Here is a 16,810-nt window from a genome sequence, read left to right on the forward strand (position 1 = left end):
AAGGGCTTTTTGCGTTTGCATACTTTTCACAGAAAACAATGTCCCCGGCAGGCTCCTATGAATTTGGCTTGCACCGGGAATACTAGTCCATACGATCCCATTCTCGGGTTTCTTAAAGTTTCTTTCACTATCTCAGAATAGCCTTATATCCTACTGCTGTTCTTGATTTATACTTCCTATCCATGCCTTGAAATAGGTATAGAAGACAAACACCTTTGAAAGCGCGCTCCGGATTAAAACCATCCTTCTATAATAGCGCTCATCTCAGTCGTTGTTGATCTAACCTAATACCGGTGATGTTCCTCAAATAGATGCGAGCCTAGTAATTGAGGGACAGATGGATTTAATTAAGTTATTTTTGGAGTTAAAGGCTTTAATAGATGGCAGATATTAAGGATGCTAAAGCTGTTAAAAAGGTCTTATGGAAAAGAAGCTTTTAAATTTTATATACTGTAAAAAGGATCCTCAGACAAAGGTTACGGATTTTTTAAATAGGATAACGAAGAGGGCCTAGCTTCCAAAAAACTAGGCTCTCCAGCAATATTGTTCAAGATTAATCTTCTTCCGTATAGAAATCAATTAAGGAAGAGATATAGGGATCTTCCCAACCTTCGGCAATATTTTCGTAATCTTCATCGGGTATATTGGTTTGTCTAATCTCTAATGATGTTCCCTTTTTGTGTTCATGCAGCTTCAAGGTAACAATTGAAGGGCTGTCGGTTTCTCCAAAATACCATTCCTGGACAATTTTAATGGATGGTTCTAATTCCAAGAATCGACCAGTAATTGCACCATCCCATAATGAAAATTCACCATTTACTGTCGGATCTATTGAGACAAGATCACCGGTCCAAAGACGGGCAGTAATTTCGGTTGTTAAGGCGAGATACAGTTCTTCTGGTGTCGCCGGGATAATAGCATATTTTTTGAGATCTTTCATGATACAAATTTACTCTTTCCCGTAATTTACTACTTATTTTGAGTTCATTTTTATTTATATTAATTTTAGCACAAATTATTAGGACGACATGAGTAATTTTCTGCCAAATTCATTAGTAAAAAAATTAGGTGCAAATCCGTTATTTAATACTGCTGAATTTATTAGAGTACATGAAGAGGCCCAACGGGCAACAGCGATACGGTTAAACACACGAAAATTGGAGGAATGCCCATTTTCCAGTAAGGGAATGGTACCATGGTGCAATAGCGCTTTTTATCTCAAAGAACGCCCCATATTTACACTCGATCCTTTATTTCATGCAGGAGGCTATTATCCCCAGGATGCCTCATCTATGTTTATAGACCACATCATCCGTGAGCTGAAGGTAGAATCTAAACCGGTTTATGCACTGGACCTATGTGCAGCTCCTGGTGGAAAATCAACTTTGCTGAACAGTAGTTTACATCCCGACAGTCTACTTGTCGCCAACGAAATAATCAAGCCTCGTGTAAATATCTTACAGGATAACCTAATAAAATGGGGAAATGCGAACACGGTGGTCACAAATAATGATCCTTCGGCATTTGGTCGTCTGCCTGGATATTTTGATTTCATGGTCGTAGATGCGCCTTGTTCAGGATCAGGTATGTTTAGAAAGGATGTCGATGCGATAGATGAATGGTCGGAAGCTAATGTTAAACTTTGTAGTGAAAGACAACAACGAATATTAGCAGAAAGTATCGCTGCATTGAAAACAGGTGGATACCTACTTTACTCAACCTGCTCTTATTCTGAAGAGGAAAATGAAGATATAGCAGATTGGTTAATAGGGACGGGAGATTTTGAGTCAATTGAAATTGCAATTGATGATAATTGGGGGATCGAGCATACAACATCGGTTGAACAAACCGCACATGGATACCGTTTCTATCCCCATAAATTAGACGGAGAAGGTTTTTTTATTACTGTTTTGCGCAAAATAGCTGAGCAATCTACATTTAATAGAAAGCGGATAAAACCAGAAAAATCGGATGTGCCGAAGGGAATTTTGGACACTTGGATATTAGATGTGGATGAGTTCTTTCCATTTATCCATCACGATGATCTCTATATATTCCCAAAAAAATATGAAAATGATTTGAAGTATCTACAGAATGTGCTTTATCTCAAGAATGCTGGAATCAATATAGGAAAGCTCAATCGAAAGGAGCTTATTCCAAGCCACGCATTGGCATTAAGTAATGTATTGAACCCTAATGTACAAAGTCTTGAATTTACACTCGAGGAGGCTCAAAATTACCTTAGGAAAGAAAATTTGACACTAGAGGCAGACTCTCCCAATATTAAGGGCTGGGCTTTAGCAAAATATAGAGGGATGTCATTAGGGTGGATGAAAATCTTACCAAATAGGATCAATAATTACTACCCGAAAGAACTAAGAATTATGAATCTTTAGCGGAATAATGGACGTGACATATTCCTTGGGATTCTAAGATCAATTTTCGAGGGGAATATACTGCACAATGATCGAACAAATATCTTTTGCAACATCTTTCTTCGATTTCAAAGCAAATGTTTTGTTTTCGCCCAAACGATTGATAATTGTGACTTTGTTTGTATCTGTAGCAAACCCAGCACCCTGATTCTGCATGGAATTGAGCACAATAAAATCGAGATTTTTTCGAACTAATTTATCTTTTGCATTCTCGAGTTCATTATTGGTCTCTAGAGCAAATCCAATTAGTAATTGATTTTTCTTCTTTTTTGCACCTAAAGTCGCGAGAATGTCAGTTGTTTTCTTCAAAGCAATAGAAAATTCATTTTCTTTCTTCTTTATTTTCTGAGATGCCACTTCGATAGGAGTATAATCCGCAACTGCGGCACTCATGACAATAATGGAAGCATCGTCGAAATACTTTTCACAGGCTTGAAGCATTTCGGCCGCGGAAGTGACAGGGACGACTGTCATTTGTTGGGGATGTGGCAGTGCTGTAGGTCCAGAAACTAATGTGACATCGGCTCCGAGTTCCTTTAATTGTTGGGCAATGGCAAAGCCCATCTTTCCACTGGAATGATTGCCAATAAAGCGGACAGGATCTATGGCTTCATGCGTTGGCCCTGCTGATACGAGTGCCTTTAGACCCGATAGAGGAAGTTTTTCGTTAGCAAAATCTGCTAGAAAGCGGAAAAGTTCCTCTGGTTCGGCAAGACGTCCTTCACCTATTAATCCACTGGCTAACTCACCTTTTTCAGGAGGTATGATTATATTGCCGTAAGCTCCAAGTTTGGCGATATTGGATTGTGTAGATGGGTGTTTCCACATATCTAAATCCATTGCCGGAGCAAAGAACACTGGACACTTTGCTGATAAATATACTGCCATAAGTAGATTATCACAGAGCCCGTTAGCCATCTTACCGATGGTGTTTGCTGTTGCAGGAGCTATGAGTATATAATCGGCTTCCAAAGCAATTTCTACATGATTATTCCATTCACCTGTATTGGGTTGGTAATAGTCAATTAAAACCGGGTTTTTGGATAGTGTAGAAAGCGTAAGGGGGGTAATGAAAGCTGTGGCTTCCTTAGACATAATCACTTTAACCTGGGCATCCGCTTTTATGAGCAGACGAATAAGGGACGCAATTTTGTATGCGGCGATACTACCGCATACAGCAATTACAATATTTTTCCCTGCTAAAGCCATTTTATAGGTTTGGCGATTAGTCCTGCTCTTTTGAAGGATTTCTGTAATACACTTTGTCGTGTAAAAACTCATCGATTGCTACCAAAGTTGGTTTTGGCATACGCTCATAATGTTTAGAAATCTCAATCTGTTCGCGGTTTTCGAATACCTCTTCTAAATTATCGTTATTACTTGCAAATTCAGCAAGTTTTCCGTTGAGTTCTTCTTTTACATCTACCGCAATTTGATTTGCGCGTTTGGAAATAACTACAATAGATTCATAGAGATTGTCAGTTCCTTTGTCCAATTGTCTAAGGTCACGTGTAACCGTAGAATTTGGAATTGAATTATTATTTTTTTGACTCATCTTTTTCGGTATTTTCTTTTTCTTTTTTCGCCTTTTGTTCTTTTATATACGCTTCTTGCTCAGCAAGAGCCTTCTTATATTCTTTCATGTGGGAAGCGGCTGTTTTAATCCCTTTTTCGGAATCTTCACGAATGGATTCCGCTTCTTTTATATGTTTGCTATTGGGGTAATTGCTTGCAAAATTACGGTAATAATCCAATGTTTCGTCATATCTGCTTTCCTGCTTTTGCAGAATACTTTTTGATGCAAAAATGTATTGTGCCTTTAGCGTCAGAAATTCAATTTCTTCAGCGTATTTGGTGTCAGGATATTCTTTTAATACATTTTGTAACGCAATAACAGCAGCTCTATAATCATCATTAAGCCCCATGTCGTAATAGAGTCTGGCGTTCGCAAAAGCTTTAAGCTCAAGTTTGTCTCTTAACTTTTGAATCAGATCTGCAGCTTCTTTAGCGCGTTCAGATTCTGGGTAGAGATTGACAAAAAGTTGTAAAGCATCGATTGCTTTCTTTGTATTTGCTTGATCCAAAGTTGATCGAGGTGAATCCAAATAGTAGCAATAGGCATGCATGAAACGACATTCTTCAGCCCGGGGGCTGTTTGGGTAAACATCGGCAAAGTCCTTAAAATGGTATGCTGCTGAAGTATAATCTTTCAGACGGTAATTGGCAAATGCTAGATAATAGTAGATATTTTCTGCTTCAGCCTGTCCGCGAAATTTGGTCCGCAAGTCATCGAACAAAACTAATGCCTTTGTATATTTCTTTTTCTCATATAGTTTTACGGCTTCTTCATACTTTTGAGCGATATTATTGCTTGCGCGCAATTTCTCAAATTTACTCTTGCAACCAGTAAATACCAATAGAAACATCATGCCGGCACAGATAGCCGCTATACGCCTATTTAAAAACATTTTACAAAGATAAGTGAATTTGTTATACTAATCAATTAAATTTTACTGCGCAATATAGTTTAATAATTATTTGATCCCAAAAACTACATTTTATATTAACATTCTTTAACTCGTTAATGCAATTTAGTAGCGGTATTGTCATAAACTTGTTGTTTTTCTAAGGCCCAAGTAGAGGAAAAATATAGATTTTAAAATATTTGACTATCTTTACATGTACAATCATTGATTTTAATTAAGAGTATGACTTTAAAAGAAAGAGTGGAGCAAGCACTGGATACCTTGAGACCCTATTTGGAAACTGATGGCGGAAATGTGAGTGTTGAAGAGATTACAGCAGATAATGTCGTGCGATTAAAACTATTAGGCGCTTGTGCTTCATGTTCAATGAGCATCATGACTTTTAAAGCCGGATTGGAACAGGCTATTAAAAAAGCTGTACCCGAGATTACAGCTGTAGAAGCGATCAATCTTACTGATCCGGATTCTCCTGATGCGACTATGCCTTCGGCTAACTAATTTATCTATTAACACAATTTAACGGCTAGCTCGGCTGTTTTTGTGTAAATTTGTTCTATGAAATTGCTGATTCCTATATTATTAGTTTTATCAATATTTTTTGATTTTTCTATTTTGAATGCTCAAGAGAGAAAGATCATTCAATATTCTGGTATTGTAACTACTGTGGGTTCAGGACTACCTGTCGGCTATGCTACAGTAACCAATTTGTCCTTTCGTAACGAGGCGATTGCAGCAAATAATGAAGGCTATTTTTCATTTGTGGCCCATGTAGGAGATACAATTCGTTTTACCTCCGTCGGATTCGATCCTCTCACTATAACAATTCCTGAAGTTGCCGGAGACAAATATACCGCTAATATTGTCATGCAAAACTTGGTTACGGAATTACCCATGGTCACACCCTATCCATGGGCTAGTATTGAAGAGTTTAATATTGCGTTTATGAACTTGGATGTATCTGAAGATAATATAGTGCGGGCCAGAAGATCGCTTTCCTATGAATCATTATCAGCTATGGCTGCAGTAGTACCCCGTGATGGCAGCGAGATGCGTTCAATCAATAATGCCCAGAGCTTCAATACGATGAATAATAAAGTCATCAACCAGCGTTATGCTAATCCTTTATTAAATCCTTTTGCTTGGGGAAGCTTAATCCAACAAATAACTAAGGGTAACCAAAGCCGTTCTAAAAGTTCCCGCTATTAATCTGTTGCTTTTAGTTTATTCAGTTCTTTTACACTTATCTTCGCTGAGAAATATGAGACTAGTCCTGATATGCTGGTAACCGTAATAAATACTAATAGATAATCACTCCATCTGCTAACCATAGGATAACTATCTAAAATAGCGTTTGTACCGTCTTCAACGCGTATTATACCATATGTTGACTGAATATAATTGAAGACAGCCCCCAGTAGTAAACCTAAAATGCAACCGATAATTGCGATCATTAATCCCTCGTAAAAGAAAATACGTTGAATTAAGTTATTGTTTCCACCTAAACTCTTTAAGACTGTCATGTCCTTTTGTTTATCCAATACCAACATCGTCAATGATCCCACAATATTGAAAATTGCGATGACACTGATCAATGTTAGAATGAAAAACACAACCCAGCGCTCTACACGTACGTTTTTATATAAGGTTGGGTTTTGTTCTTCTCTATTCTTAACTAGATAATTCACCCCCAATTTTTTTTGAAGATCTCGCTCGAATTCTCTGACCGGAGTCCCTTCCTTTAAATAAAACTCAATGGACGATACCCTATCATATTCGCCAAGTACTTCCTTTGCAAATGAAATCGGCGTAATAACGAAATTATCAAAATCCTGCTGATACCTGAGGACTCCCGTAGGGGTAATAGATCGAATATTAAATTCTTCTGCTGGATTGGCTGAATTTTTGACTCCTTTTCTTGGAGAATAAACTTGGATTAAATCAGGTGTATTTTGTATCGATACACCAAGGTTGGCCTGAACACTTGCCCCGAGTATAGCCAACTTCGTTGAATCTCGCACGAGTTGATATGTCCCGTCCACAAGAATACTATCACCAATACTTGTATTGAGCGATTGGGGCTCGACTCCTTTTATGGTCGAAATATATTGCCGGTTACCGTATTGCAGCAATACTTTTTCTTCTAATACTTCTGTATAATGAACGACGTTGGGATCGTTTCGAAGCTCTTGGAAAATCGGTTTATTAGTCTCAAAAAGCTTACCCTTTTGGGGCTCAATCTTTAGTTCGGGTGCGAATTTGCTATACATGGATAGAATAAGCTCTTCCATGCCATTAAAAGAGGATAGGAGTATAATTAATGCCGCACTACTTACCATCACACCGATCACACTGATTGAGGAAATGATATTAATCGCGTTGACCGATTTTTTTGAAAAGAGATATCTTTTGGCAAATAGAAAAGGCAAGTTCATATCTTATCCTTGAATAAATGGATTGGAGTTCTTTTCAAAACCTATAGTCGTCGATGGGCCATGACCAGGATAAACGACGGTGTCATCAGGTAAGGTGTAAATTTTTTGTTTGATGCTATCCAGAAGCTGCTGATGGTTTCCTCCTGGTAAATCAGTACGACCAATGCTGTTACGGAACAGAACATCTCCACCAATTAGAAATTTTTGTGAAGCGGAATAAAAACAAATATGGGCAGGCGAATGGCCGGGCGCTAAGATAACTTCCAATTTATCATGATCCAATTGGATTATATCCCCATCATTTAAAAATACTTCTCCAATGGGAGAGATCTCATAGCGAAATCCCATTTGGGGGGCATAGTTTTGAACAGCAACCAAGGTAGATAGTTCACCTTCGTGAAATTGAGGAAGAAGACCAAACTTCTCGTGAATGAAATAATTACCTAAAACATGATCAATATGGCAATGCGTATTTAATAACAATCGAGGGCTGAGATTATGATGATCGATAAATGTCGAAAACTCTGCCTGCTCATTTTCGACATACATGCCTGGGTCAATAATAAGTGCATTTCCCTGTTCGTTATGCAATAAATAGGTGTTTTCTTGATATGCGTTGAAAGTAAATGTTCTAATCTTTAACATAAAGCAAAATTACTGTTTTTATTGTTCGCTAAATAGTGAAAAATCAGCTATTCCAGATTTCCCAATTCTTTTCAGCCTGAAGCAATAACATTTCATAGCCATTCTTAATTCGAGCACCTTTCTCTTTTCCTTTTTTTAGAAAGGATGTCTCCTCAGGATTATAGATTAGATCGTAGAATAAATGCTTGTCATTGATGTATTCATAAGGTAAAGCAGGAGACTCTGTAATATTGGGGAATGTACCAACGGGTGAGCAATTGACAATTACTGTGTGTTCTGCTAAAATTGATGCATCTAATTCATCATAGGTGTAGTTATCTGCTTGCTTTGTTCTACTGACGAGCTTGTATGCGATACTTAATTGATCCAATGCATACATAACTGCCTTTGCAGCACCACCGTTTCCCAAAATTAAGGCCTTTTTATCGTGTTCTTTCAAAAGAGGTTTTAGTGATGCTTCAAAACCATATGCATCTGTATTGTAACCTTTAAGATAGGTGCTACCATCCGCAAGATGGGTGATGCGGATACAGTTTACCGCCTGTATGGCTTTAGCCTCTTCTGACAGTTCGTTCAAATAATCCATGACTTCTATCTTATAGGGGATGGTCACATTAACGCCATAGAAGTCCTTGTTCATAAAAATTGACGGAAACTCTGCTATGCGTTCAATCGGATATAGCTCATAATCTATATGCTGAATATTTTCTTTCTCAAACTTCCCTAAATAATATTTCTTGGAAAAAGAATGCCCTAAGGGGTATCCTATCAAACCTAATTTTTTCATCGGAGGGTTTACTACGTCTTTGGGTTACAAGCTTCTTGATGTAATTGTATCGGATTTTATATCTGTAGGTAATCTTCGTGACTGCCTACAGATATATTTTTTAATCTTTTGGCTTTGTGTATTTTTTTACGATTTCAGTGATAATTTGATTTCCCTGTAATTGAGGAAGGTAATCAAAAAGAATGTAATGTTTTTCTGGATTCGTCGCTAAGCCTAATTCTAAGAAGTTTAAAGCTTCATTATATTGTCCATTAGCGAATAAATAAGCGACTACACGATAGTACAATTCTGCTGCTTGCGGGTTTTGGGTAATCGCATCGGACATAACATTGATAGCTTCATCAACTTTGCTCTGTTCAAATAAAATGGATGAGTAATCCAGCCAGGCATCTATATCAGATGGATTCAATGCTACTACTTTTTTGTAGGCCTCTTCAGCTTGATCGATTTGTTGCAATTTATAACGCGCATCTGCAATAGCAAACCAATAGTCGGGATTTGTGTCCTCTAGTTCTAATGCTTTTTTGTAGAAATGAAGAGATTCAAAATAACGTTCTTCAAAATCCAAGGTAACTCCGATACCAAACCATGCATCCGCTAACTCAGCATCCAATTTCACCGCTTTTTTATAATAATTTCGAGCTTCTTCCATCTGCTCCAACTTTTCATAACATTCGCCGATTGCACAGTAAGTATCTGCGCTAGGCTGCTCATATTCGAAGGTTTGTTTATAAACGTCTAAGGCCTCCTGGTAACGATCTAAATTGACGAGCGCATTTCCTTTGTTGAAATAAGCTGATGAAAAATCCTCTTTGATCAAGATGGCATAATCATAAGCATCCAGCGCCGCATCGAACTTGCCGATTTTGTGATAAGAGTTGCCTAAGTTATACCAGGCATAATACGAATAAGGATCTGAGTCTATATATTTGTTATAGAAGGATATGCTTTCTTCTTGCCTATCAAGCACGTCGTAACAATACGCTAGTTCATAGAGCGCCTCTTGATAGTCCATATTAAGTTCGAGCGCTTTCTTTAAATAAACAATAGCTTTATCATAATCCATTTGGGCTTGGAAAATCATCGCTATATGAAAGTAGACTTCATCCTTATTGTCTAATAAAGGTAAGGCTTTAAATAGTTGTTCTAACGCATCATCAAACTGTCCGATGCTTCCTAAAATTCCACCTCTAATCAAAAATATATCGCCTTCTGAAGCTTCCAATAGTTCAGCTTTGTCCAATGCCGCCAGTGCATTCTGATATTGCTGAATTGTTGAGAACAATTGAGCTTGCTTCAACAGAAATGTGATATCAAAAGGATGCTGGCTAATCGCAAATTCTGTTACTTGTAGTGCTTTTACAGGGTCATTTTTTTCAGCGTAATAGTCAATAATTCCTTCGAAGGCCTTGGAGTCAAAAAAATACTGATCCTCGTTTCGAAGCATTTCCTCATATCGGTCCACCGAGATTTTTCTTTCTTCGGGGTTTTCAAATTCAAAATCCTCTTCCATTTTCAAAAGTTTAAAACCAGTATTTTATTCCTTAAATCAAAATACTAATTTCTTCTCTAATTTTATGGATTAACTTTTCCACAAATTAGATATCATCCACAAAGTTAAGGATAAATACTGTCAAAATAAAAAAGCCGGCTCCAGAGCCGGCTTTTAAATATAATGGTATAAATTATATACGATTATTTTTTGATCTCAACACGACGGTTTTGAACACGACCTTCTTCAGTTGAATTAGATGCAACTGGGTTAGCCTCTCCGTAACCGTTAGCAGTAATGCTTGATGAAGAAACACCAGCATTTACCAAATATTGTTTTACAGAGTTAGCACGGTCTTTAGACAAAGTCATGTTGTAAGCTTCTGTACCTTCAGCGGATGCATAACCATCTAAAGTTACAGTTGAATTGTTATCACGTACTTCTTTAGCCAATTTGTCTAGAGTTGAGTAAGATGAAGTTTTCAATACTGAGCTATCAAATTCGAATTGAATTGGAGCATAGTAACCGTTAGCAGTAGCGCTTTCAACTACTGGCTCTGGGAATTTGATCGGACATCCTGAACCATCTACTGGAGTGCCAGCTGGCGTGTTAGGACATTTATCGAATTTATCAGATACACCGTCACCATCAGCATCAGCGCTTAAAGTGTTAACAGTACCTTCCAAAGTGCTTACACGTTGTTTCAATGCTTCAACTTCGTTTCTCAATGAAGGATCTTTCAATTCATCGTAAAGTGTAGCTACAGGGTTAGCAAAAGTCAAGTTCTGCTTGTCTTTTGAACCTAAAGTAAATTCTAAACCACCATATACGTTAGAGAAACGTTGTTTAGCAGATCCATGTCTGTTAGGTCCATACAATAATGCTTCATCAGTGAAGTTCATTGTGTAACCTAAGTTCAAGGCAACAACCTCAGATAATTTGAATTTAGCACCAACACCTACAGGAACAATCATACCTAAACGGTAATCTTTATCTCTTGCCTCTGAAGGAGAACGGTCTCCTAATACATCTTCACCCCATTTTTGATCGTAAACAACAGTTCCACCAAATTCGTTATTGGAAAATTGGACCGGATTGTAAGCGAAAGCACCGATACCTACTTTAGCGTAAAAATTAACGGCATTTTCTCTTCTCAAGAAATCAACTGTTCCTAATTGGAATACACCGTTTAAACTAGCTGCCCAATTTACTTTTGTTTCAGCCGATTGAGCACGACCTAAACTAGAACCAGAACCAGCTTCGAAAGCAGGACCAGACTCATCATGGTTGTAAGTTTTGATCTTACCACGGTTTGCTTCCACTTCTAACCCGAATAGGTGCGAGAATTGTTTACGTACTGTCAAACCGTAATACTCACCTACTTTGTTTTGAAAGTAACCTACTTTTTGACCAAAAGCGTTGTTACCACCAATCACAGTGTTAGGTGTAGTAATACCGCCTTGAACTCCGATAGACCAAGTTCTGTATTGTGATCTACCACCGAATACTTGTTGAGCTTGTGCTGTATCAGCGAAACCTAAAGCGGCAACTAATGTAGCAGCAACAGCTGTTTTTTTAATTGTAGAATAGTTCATACTCTTGTTTTTAAGGTTATTATTAATTTTAATTGTTTTCAATTTTAAATTCACTTGTATTAATACTTGGAACAGTACAATTGCCGTGCCAAAATCTTAAAATTATGTTAAATTTTTGTTTTCGCTATATTTCGTACTAAATTAAGTATTTAATGTGAAACAACAAAACAAAAATTCGGTACGAAAGTACCAAATTTTTGTTTTGTTTCAATAGCTTTAAGAAAAAAATTAAGAAATTCTTTCTAAAGTAAATAATGGACGATAACTAATGATAGTGCACCAAGCAGTGCAGATACTGGGATCGTCAATATCCAAGCCCATAATAGACTGATAGTAACACCCCAACGAACTGCTGAGACACGCTTGACAACGCCGACACCGATAATAGCACCTGTAATCGTATGTGTAGTTGAAGCTGGGATACCGAAATGTTCTGTTATCCCTAATGTAACAGCACCTGCAGATTCAGCGCAGACTCCCTCTAATGGTGTCACTTTCGTGATCTTTGTGCCCATTGTTTTTACAATTTTCCAGCCACCACTCATTGTTCCGGCTGCAATTGCTGCGTAACAAGTCAACGGAATCCATTCAGGCATATGTTCGGTGTTTTCCATATAACCTCCAGCAACCATAGCAACAAGGATAATACCCATTACTTTTTGGGCATCATTACCACCATGGGCAAAACTCAAACCCGCAGAAGAAACCAACTGTAATACTTTAAACCACTTTTCGGCAACACTAGGACGGGAGTTTTTTGCCAAGTTGATTACTATGAGCGTAATGATAATGGATATGGTCATACCAATGATTGGCGCCAGCACGATGAAAGCAATAATTTTTAAAGTCGCATCGATATTAATGGCATGAATAGGATCTGCTCCTAGAATAAAAGCATAGGCCATTCCTGATCCTGCAAAACCTCCAATTAAGGTATGTGATGAACTCGATGGTACTCCGTAGTACCAAGTGAACAAGTTCCAGCCAATTGCTGCGAGCAGGCCGGCAAAGATGACCTCAAGGGTAATATATTCTTCCAATACCGTTTTAGCAATGGTGTTGGCTACTTTATGGTCTGTAAAGTAGAAATAAGCAGCAAAGTTGAATATGGCAGCCCATAATACAGCCATTGCTGGTGTGAGAACTTTTGTTGATACAACTGTCGCAATTGAGTTGGCGGCATCATGGAATCCATTGATGTAGTCAAATGCAATCGCTAGGACAATCACAACAACGAGTAATGTTGACATCATAATCTCGTAGAATTTTTATGCACTAATGATCGAATGATTATGCGTTTTTAACTAGAATACTTTCTAAGACGTTAGCAACATCCTCGCATTTGTCTGTTGCATCTTCCATTGCGGATAATACCTCTTTATGTTTGATCAATGAGATCGCATCTTTTTCAAATTCAAAAAGATCAGCCACCGCTTTGTCAAAAATATAGTCTGCTTTGTTTTCAACACTATTGATACGTACGCACGAATCAGTAATATTGCGGATGTTTTTTAGGTCACGAAGTTCGTGGATTGCTTTTGAAACATGCTCCGTAGCTTCTACCAAGAGATCCGCGATTTCGATCATCGGCTCTGTTGCTTTTTCAACCTTGTATAAATCCATTCTGTTGGCAGCGCCATGGATAAAGTCTGCTACATCGTCCAATGAACTTGCTAAAGAGTGTATATCTTCGCGATCAAAAGGTGTAATGAAATTTTTACCTAGTTCCAAATGAATTTGATGGGTGATGTTGTCGCCTCTGTGCTCCAGGTCTTCCATCTTGCGTGTGAACTCCTTCTTCTTCTCCGGATTGTTTGAGTTAACAATATCTTTTAACAATTGAGACATTTCGATCAAATTGTTGCCTGCCTGTTCAAACAAAGGAAAGAATTTTTTGTCCTTTGGAACGAAGTATTGAAAAATGCTATTTAAAGACATATCTTAAATTTATTTTTGCAAAAGTAACACCCTAATGTTAAGTTAATGTTAACATTGGTTTTGTTTAAACACAAAAGTGTCATCAATTGTTTAATCTCCGGTTTGAACTTTTTGCAAAGTAAAGCCGAAAGTAGTTCCAATCCCCTCAGTACTACGTACATTGACGTTCTGTTGATGGGCTTCGATAATATGTTTTACAATAGCAAGGCCTAGGCCGGATCCGCCAATATCTCTTGATCGACTTTTGTCTGTTCGGAAGAATCGCTCGAATACGCGGCTCAGATTTTTTTCTTCAATTCCATAACCATCGTCAGTGATTTCAATGAGCACCTGCTCAAATAGTGGAAAAATTTTGATTTTTGTAGTCCCACCTTCCTTCCCATATTTGAGGGAATTGTCTATGAGATTATACAGCACCTGATGTATTTTGTTGCGATCGGCCTTGACCCAGTGCGGTGTGCCGGCCTTAGGCTTAAACTCGATTTTGATATGGTGCTGTTTGGCTTTGTCTTCTAATGAATAGGAGATGTCTTTGATCAGGTCTACGATGTCAAATTTTTCAATGTTCAAGACCATTTTTCCAGATTCTAATTTGGATATTTCATCTAAATCTTGAATGAGGTAATTCAATCTATCAAGATTGCGGGCAGCTTTATCCAAGAAATTTTTTGCCATTTCCATATCCTCTTCCATTAATCCGTCTTGCAGGGTTTCGATGTAACCCTGGGTGGCAAAGAGGGGAGTTTTGAACTCATGTGAGATATTGGATAGAAATTCACGTCGAAATTTCTCCTGAGATTTTAATTGTTCAATTTCATTTTTTTTATCTTTTGCCCAGGCTTTTACATCATTCTCGGCATCTGTAATGGGATCTTCACTGACATGTTCACCAATTGCATCTTTAAGATCCTTGCCGAGCTTGAGGTTGTGAATTAGCTTATACATGGTATTGAGACGGCGATAGATGTATTTCTCGAAAAGATAATTGAATAGAAGAAAGCAGACTACCAGCGCAACAAAAAATATAATCAGCGCGGTCTGAAGATCATGTTTATAATAAAAGCTGATGGTGGATATTGCGATACCAACGCCAGCGGAGTTTGCCAATAATAATTGTCTAAAATTCATCTGTTGAATAAAAAAGGCCCCTAATTGGAGCCTAAGTTACTTATTATGGTATTAATAAATTGTTAAAATTTTCCGATAATGGTCTTGGCCCCAGTAACTTTATCGCCAATATTCACATTGATTTCTGTTCCTAGCGGTAGAAATAGATCGACACGCGAACCAAATTTGATAAAACCGAACTCGTTGCCTTGCACAACCTGATCATTTTCCTTTACGTACCAAACAATGCGGCGGGCTAATGCGCCGGCGATTTGACGAAAGAGAACTTCCCTTCCTTCTTTATCTTTCACCACGACAGTCGTTCTTTCGTTATCTGTAGAAGATTTTGGATGCCAGGCAACCAAAAATTTCCCTGGATGGTATTTGAAAAAAGTGACCAGACCACTAATGGGATTTCGATTCACATGGACATTGACGGGAGACATGAAAATAGAAACCTGTATCCTTCTATCATGAAAATACTCGTTTTCTTCAGTTTCTTCGATAACCACAACTTTTCCATCTGCAGGGCATAAGATTGTACCATCTTGTGGACTAACGACTTTCTTGGGACTTCTAAAAAATTGGACAACAGTGATGAATAGGAATGCTGAAAGGGCAAAAATAACCCATTTTACATACTGTGAAGCATCATAATAATCCGCAACGGCATTGATGATAAAGATAAAAAGTATAGCAATCGCTAGGGTGGTATATCCTTCTTTATGGAATTTCATATCTATTTATTTCTGCAAAGATAATTATTTACTCGGATTGTCGATTTGTCTTTCAATTTTAATTGAATGCGTATAGACCTTTCCATCACTTGCTGTTGTAATACTTCCGGAAACTTTAATCGTATCGTCGTGAGGTTGATCTTGTTTATAGGTTGGAAAATAAAAATCTATGCCTTTCGCAATCCGGTTCAAAATATTATGGTAATTTTCATTACTGGAGTCTACATTGAGCCTGAGGCTTCGCATATTGACTGCTCCTGTTTTTTTTACCTCAACCTCATAGGAGAAATTTAATTGACCGGTGACTTCAATTCCGCTTTTATTGATTCCATCAGTAAAACGTTTGGCAAGAAACGCATAGAAATTTGAGAAGTCATCAAAACTACAGGATTTACTGTTTAGTAATTCTGCACGGACGAAATAATCGTATGGAAGAATACTCAACGACTGAAAATCTTCGATTGGAAGCTCCCCATTGTCATCGTAGGTAACCGTAATTTGTCCATTAACAAACCGTTGTGTCATTGCATAAATCGGCTGCTGTCCTACATTATAAAAGTAAGTGTTCCAATTCCCTTGTGGTTTTCCACCTTTTACTTTCCCTTTGCGCAAATAAAAATCATAACCAAATTCGGTAAAGCCTTCGAATGGTATTGCAAACTCGTAGTTGCCCTCACCATTAACGACTTCCTGTTTCCCCCGGTTATCCCAATAATCTTTGATGAAATATCCAAAATCGCCGTAGCTGACTGTCAATAATGGCTTCCCATCGGGATAATAATATTTCCAATCGCCAATAGGGTAGTTGTCTTTAAAATTTATTTCCCATTTCAGCACGCCATTTGGGTGAAAAGCTTGAAATAGGCCTTCTTTTTTACCATCCTTATAGTTTCCGATAAGCAAGCGATTGCCATTGGGGGCAAAATCACGAAATTCCCCTTCGAAAATTTGCTTTGTGAAATCAAATTTGCTGACGCGTTCAATTGTTTTGAATTCGCAATCTTTTGCTGCCAGATAATAATATTTATCAAAATAGAAACGAATTAATCCCTGATCTAATTTTTCGTAAAATACAGGTTTATCTTCTTGCGCCTGAATATTCTTAAAGCAGAATGAGGATAACAACAACAGTATATAAATGAATTTTTTAGTCATA

17 protein-coding genes are annotated in these 16,810 nt (G+C 37.7%); 3 read left to right on the forward strand and 14 right to left on the reverse strand.

Features of this window, described 5'->3' with window-relative positions:
* Positions 1 to 553: 553 nt before the first annotated feature.
* Positions 554 to 940: an SRPBCC family protein gene (locus tag HPC41_RS20125; RefSeq protein ID WP_172395900.1), complete on the reverse strand. Its 387-nt coding sequence runs from the start codon at positions 938 to 940 to the stop codon at positions 554 to 556.
* Between the two features lie 88 nt (positions 941 to 1,028).
* Between HPC41_RS20125 and HPC41_RS20130 the strand changes: the two genes are divergently transcribed.
* Complete coding sequence (locus tag HPC41_RS20130) at positions 1,029 to 2,396, forward strand: methyltransferase RsmF C-terminal domain-like protein (protein ID WP_172395901.1); 1,368 nt, start codon at positions 1,029 to 1,031, stop codon at positions 2,394 to 2,396.
* Positions 2,397 to 2,435: 39 nt separating this feature from the next.
* On the opposite strand, the gene coaBC is transcribed toward HPC41_RS20130, so the two are convergent.
* Genes coaBC through HPC41_RS20145 form a run of 3 tightly spaced genes read right to left on the reverse strand, consistent with a single transcriptional unit; the run spans position 2,436 to position 4,903 of the window.
* Positions 2,436 to 3,644, reverse strand: a complete 1,209-nt coding sequence (gene coaBC / locus HPC41_RS20135; protein ID WP_172395902.1) for a bifunctional phosphopantothenoylcysteine decarboxylase/phosphopantothenate--cysteine ligase CoaBC — start codon at positions 3,642 to 3,644, stop codon at positions 2,436 to 2,438.
* A 16-nt stretch (positions 3,645 to 3,660) separates the two neighbouring features.
* Positions 3,661 to 3,990, reverse strand: a complete 330-nt coding sequence (locus tag HPC41_RS20140; protein ID WP_172395903.1) for a DNA-directed RNA polymerase subunit omega — start codon at positions 3,988 to 3,990, stop codon at positions 3,661 to 3,663.
* Positions 3,974 to 4,903: an outer membrane protein assembly factor BamD gene (locus tag HPC41_RS20145; protein WP_172395904.1), complete on the reverse strand. Its 930-nt coding sequence runs from the start codon at positions 4,901 to 4,903 to the stop codon at positions 3,974 to 3,976. Before HPC41_RS20145 ends, HPC41_RS20140 begins: the two co-directional genes overlap by 17 nt.
* Positions 4,904 to 5,143: 240 nt before the next feature.
* Between HPC41_RS20145 and HPC41_RS20150 the strand changes: the two genes are divergently transcribed.
* Positions 5,144 to 5,419 (forward strand): NifU family protein, encoded by a 276-nt coding sequence (locus HPC41_RS20150; RefSeq protein WP_172395905.1) that lies wholly within the window; start codon positions 5,144 to 5,146, stop codon positions 5,417 to 5,419.
* A gap of 57 nt (positions 5,420 to 5,476) precedes the next feature.
* Positions 5,477 to 6,127, forward strand: a complete 651-nt coding sequence (locus HPC41_RS20155; protein ID WP_172395906.1) for a carboxypeptidase regulatory-like domain-containing protein — start codon at positions 5,477 to 5,479, stop codon at positions 6,125 to 6,127.
* On the opposite strand, the gene HPC41_RS20160 is transcribed toward HPC41_RS20155, so the two are convergent.
* The 10 genes from HPC41_RS20160 to HPC41_RS20205 form a co-directional block, all read right to left on the reverse strand.
* Positions 6,124 to 7,353 (reverse strand): FtsX-like permease family protein, encoded by a 1,230-nt coding sequence (locus tag HPC41_RS20160; protein WP_172395907.1) that lies wholly within the window; start codon positions 7,351 to 7,353, stop codon positions 6,124 to 6,126. The two genes, HPC41_RS20155 and HPC41_RS20160, sit on opposite strands and share 4 nt — an antisense overlap.
* Positions 7,354 to 7,356: 3 nt before the next feature.
* Complete coding sequence (locus HPC41_RS20165) at positions 7,357 to 7,998, reverse strand: MBL fold metallo-hydrolase (protein ID WP_172395908.1); 642 nt, start codon at positions 7,996 to 7,998, stop codon at positions 7,357 to 7,359.
* 43 nt (positions 7,999 to 8,041) lie between these two features.
* A complete protein-coding gene (locus HPC41_RS20170; RefSeq protein WP_172395909.1) occupies positions 8,042 to 8,785 on the reverse strand; it encodes a shikimate dehydrogenase family protein in 744 nt (247 codons plus the stop codon).
* 100 nt (positions 8,786 to 8,885) lie between these two features.
* Complete coding sequence (locus tag HPC41_RS20175) at positions 8,886 to 10,298, reverse strand: tetratricopeptide repeat protein (protein WP_172395910.1); 1,413 nt, start codon at positions 10,296 to 10,298, stop codon at positions 8,886 to 8,888.
* 182 nt (positions 10,299 to 10,480) lie between these two features.
* The gene (locus HPC41_RS20180; protein ID WP_420240160.1) at positions 10,481 to 11,914 is read right to left on the reverse strand and encodes an OmpA family protein; all 1,434 of its coding nucleotides are present in this window, start codon (positions 11,912 to 11,914) and stop codon (positions 10,481 to 10,483) included.
* Between the two features lie 200 nt (positions 11,915 to 12,114).
* Positions 12,115 to 13,125, reverse strand: coding sequence for an inorganic phosphate transporter (locus HPC41_RS20185; RefSeq protein ID WP_172395911.1), 1,011 nt, complete (start codon positions 13,123 to 13,125; stop codon positions 12,115 to 12,117).
* A gap of 37 nt (positions 13,126 to 13,162) precedes the next feature.
* Positions 13,163 to 13,810, reverse strand: coding sequence for a DUF47 domain-containing protein (locus tag HPC41_RS20190; RefSeq protein ID WP_108634567.1), 648 nt, complete (start codon positions 13,808 to 13,810; stop codon positions 13,163 to 13,165).
* A 90-nt stretch (positions 13,811 to 13,900) separates the two neighbouring features.
* The gene (locus tag HPC41_RS20195) at positions 13,901 to 14,938 is read right to left on the reverse strand and encodes a sensor histidine kinase (RefSeq protein WP_172395912.1); all 1,038 of its coding nucleotides are present in this window, start codon (positions 14,936 to 14,938) and stop codon (positions 13,901 to 13,903) included.
* A 62-nt stretch (positions 14,939 to 15,000) separates the two neighbouring features.
* Positions 15,001 to 15,654 (reverse strand): phosphatidylserine decarboxylase family protein, encoded by a 654-nt coding sequence (locus HPC41_RS20200; protein ID WP_172395913.1) that lies wholly within the window; start codon positions 15,652 to 15,654, stop codon positions 15,001 to 15,003.
* A gap of 24 nt (positions 15,655 to 15,678) precedes the next feature.
* Complete coding sequence (locus HPC41_RS20205; protein ID WP_172395914.1) at positions 15,679 to 16,809, reverse strand: toxin-antitoxin system YwqK family antitoxin; 1,131 nt, start codon at positions 16,807 to 16,809, stop codon at positions 15,679 to 15,681.
* Position 16,810: the final 1 nt, after the last annotated feature.

Origin of the sequence: Sphingobacterium prati (assembly GCF_013167215.1) — a bacterium.
GTDB classification, from domain to species: Bacteria; Bacteroidota; Bacteroidia; order Sphingobacteriales; family Sphingobacteriaceae; genus Sphingobacterium; species Sphingobacterium prati.

Excerpts from the sequence above, each read along its gene's own strand:
- HPC41_RS20145 (WP_172395904.1), bottom strand. The coding sequence starts at position 4,903 with ATGTTTTTAAATAGGCGTATAGCGGCTATCTGTGCCGGCATGATGTTT.
- HPC41_RS20185 (WP_172395911.1), bottom strand. The coding sequence starts at position 13,125 with ATGATGTCAACATTACTCGTTGTTGTGATTGTCCTAGCGATTGCATTT.
- HPC41_RS20175 (WP_172395910.1), bottom strand. The coding sequence starts at position 10,298 with ATGGAAGAGGATTTTGAATTTGAAAACCCCGAAGAAAGAAAAATCTCG.
- HPC41_RS20170 (WP_172395909.1), bottom strand. The coding sequence starts at position 8,785 with ATGAAAAAATTAGGTTTGATAGGATACCCCTTAGGGCATTCTTTTTCC.
- HPC41_RS20140 (WP_172395903.1), bottom strand. The coding sequence starts at position 3,990 with ATGAGTCAAAAAAATAATAATTCAATTCCAAATTCTACGGTTACACGT.
- HPC41_RS20125 (WP_172395900.1), bottom strand. The coding sequence starts at position 940 with ATGAAAGATCTCAAAAAATATGCTATTATCCCGGCGACACCAGAAGAA.
- HPC41_RS20165 (WP_172395908.1), bottom strand. The coding sequence starts at position 7,998 with ATGTTAAAGATTAGAACATTTACTTTCAACGCATATCAAGAAAACACC.
- HPC41_RS20195 (WP_172395912.1), bottom strand. The coding sequence starts at position 14,938 with ATGAATTTTAGACAATTATTATTGGCAAACTCCGCTGGCGTTGGTATC.
- HPC41_RS20155 (WP_172395906.1), top strand. The coding sequence starts at position 5,477 with ATGAAATTGCTGATTCCTATATTATTAGTTTTATCAATATTTTTTGAT.
- coaBC (WP_172395902.1), bottom strand. The coding sequence starts at position 3,644 with ATGGCTTTAGCAGGGAAAAATATTGTAATTGCTGTATGCGGTAGTATC.
- HPC41_RS20190 (WP_108634567.1), bottom strand. The coding sequence starts at position 13,810 with ATGTCTTTAAATAGCATTTTTCAATACTTCGTTCCAAAGGACAAAAAA.
- HPC41_RS20130 (WP_172395901.1), top strand. The coding sequence starts at position 1,029 with ATGAGTAATTTTCTGCCAAATTCATTAGTAAAAAAATTAGGTGCAAAT.
- HPC41_RS20160 (WP_172395907.1), bottom strand. The coding sequence starts at position 7,353 with ATGAACTTGCCTTTTCTATTTGCCAAAAGATATCTCTTTTCAAAAAAA.
- HPC41_RS20205 (WP_172395914.1), bottom strand. The coding sequence starts at position 16,809 with ATGACTAAAAAATTCATTTATATACTGTTGTTGTTATCCTCATTCTGC.
- HPC41_RS20200 (WP_172395913.1), bottom strand. The coding sequence starts at position 15,654 with ATGAAATTCCATAAAGAAGGATATACCACCCTAGCGATTGCTATACTT.
- HPC41_RS20150 (WP_172395905.1), top strand. The coding sequence starts at position 5,144 with ATGACTTTAAAAGAAAGAGTGGAGCAAGCACTGGATACCTTGAGACCC.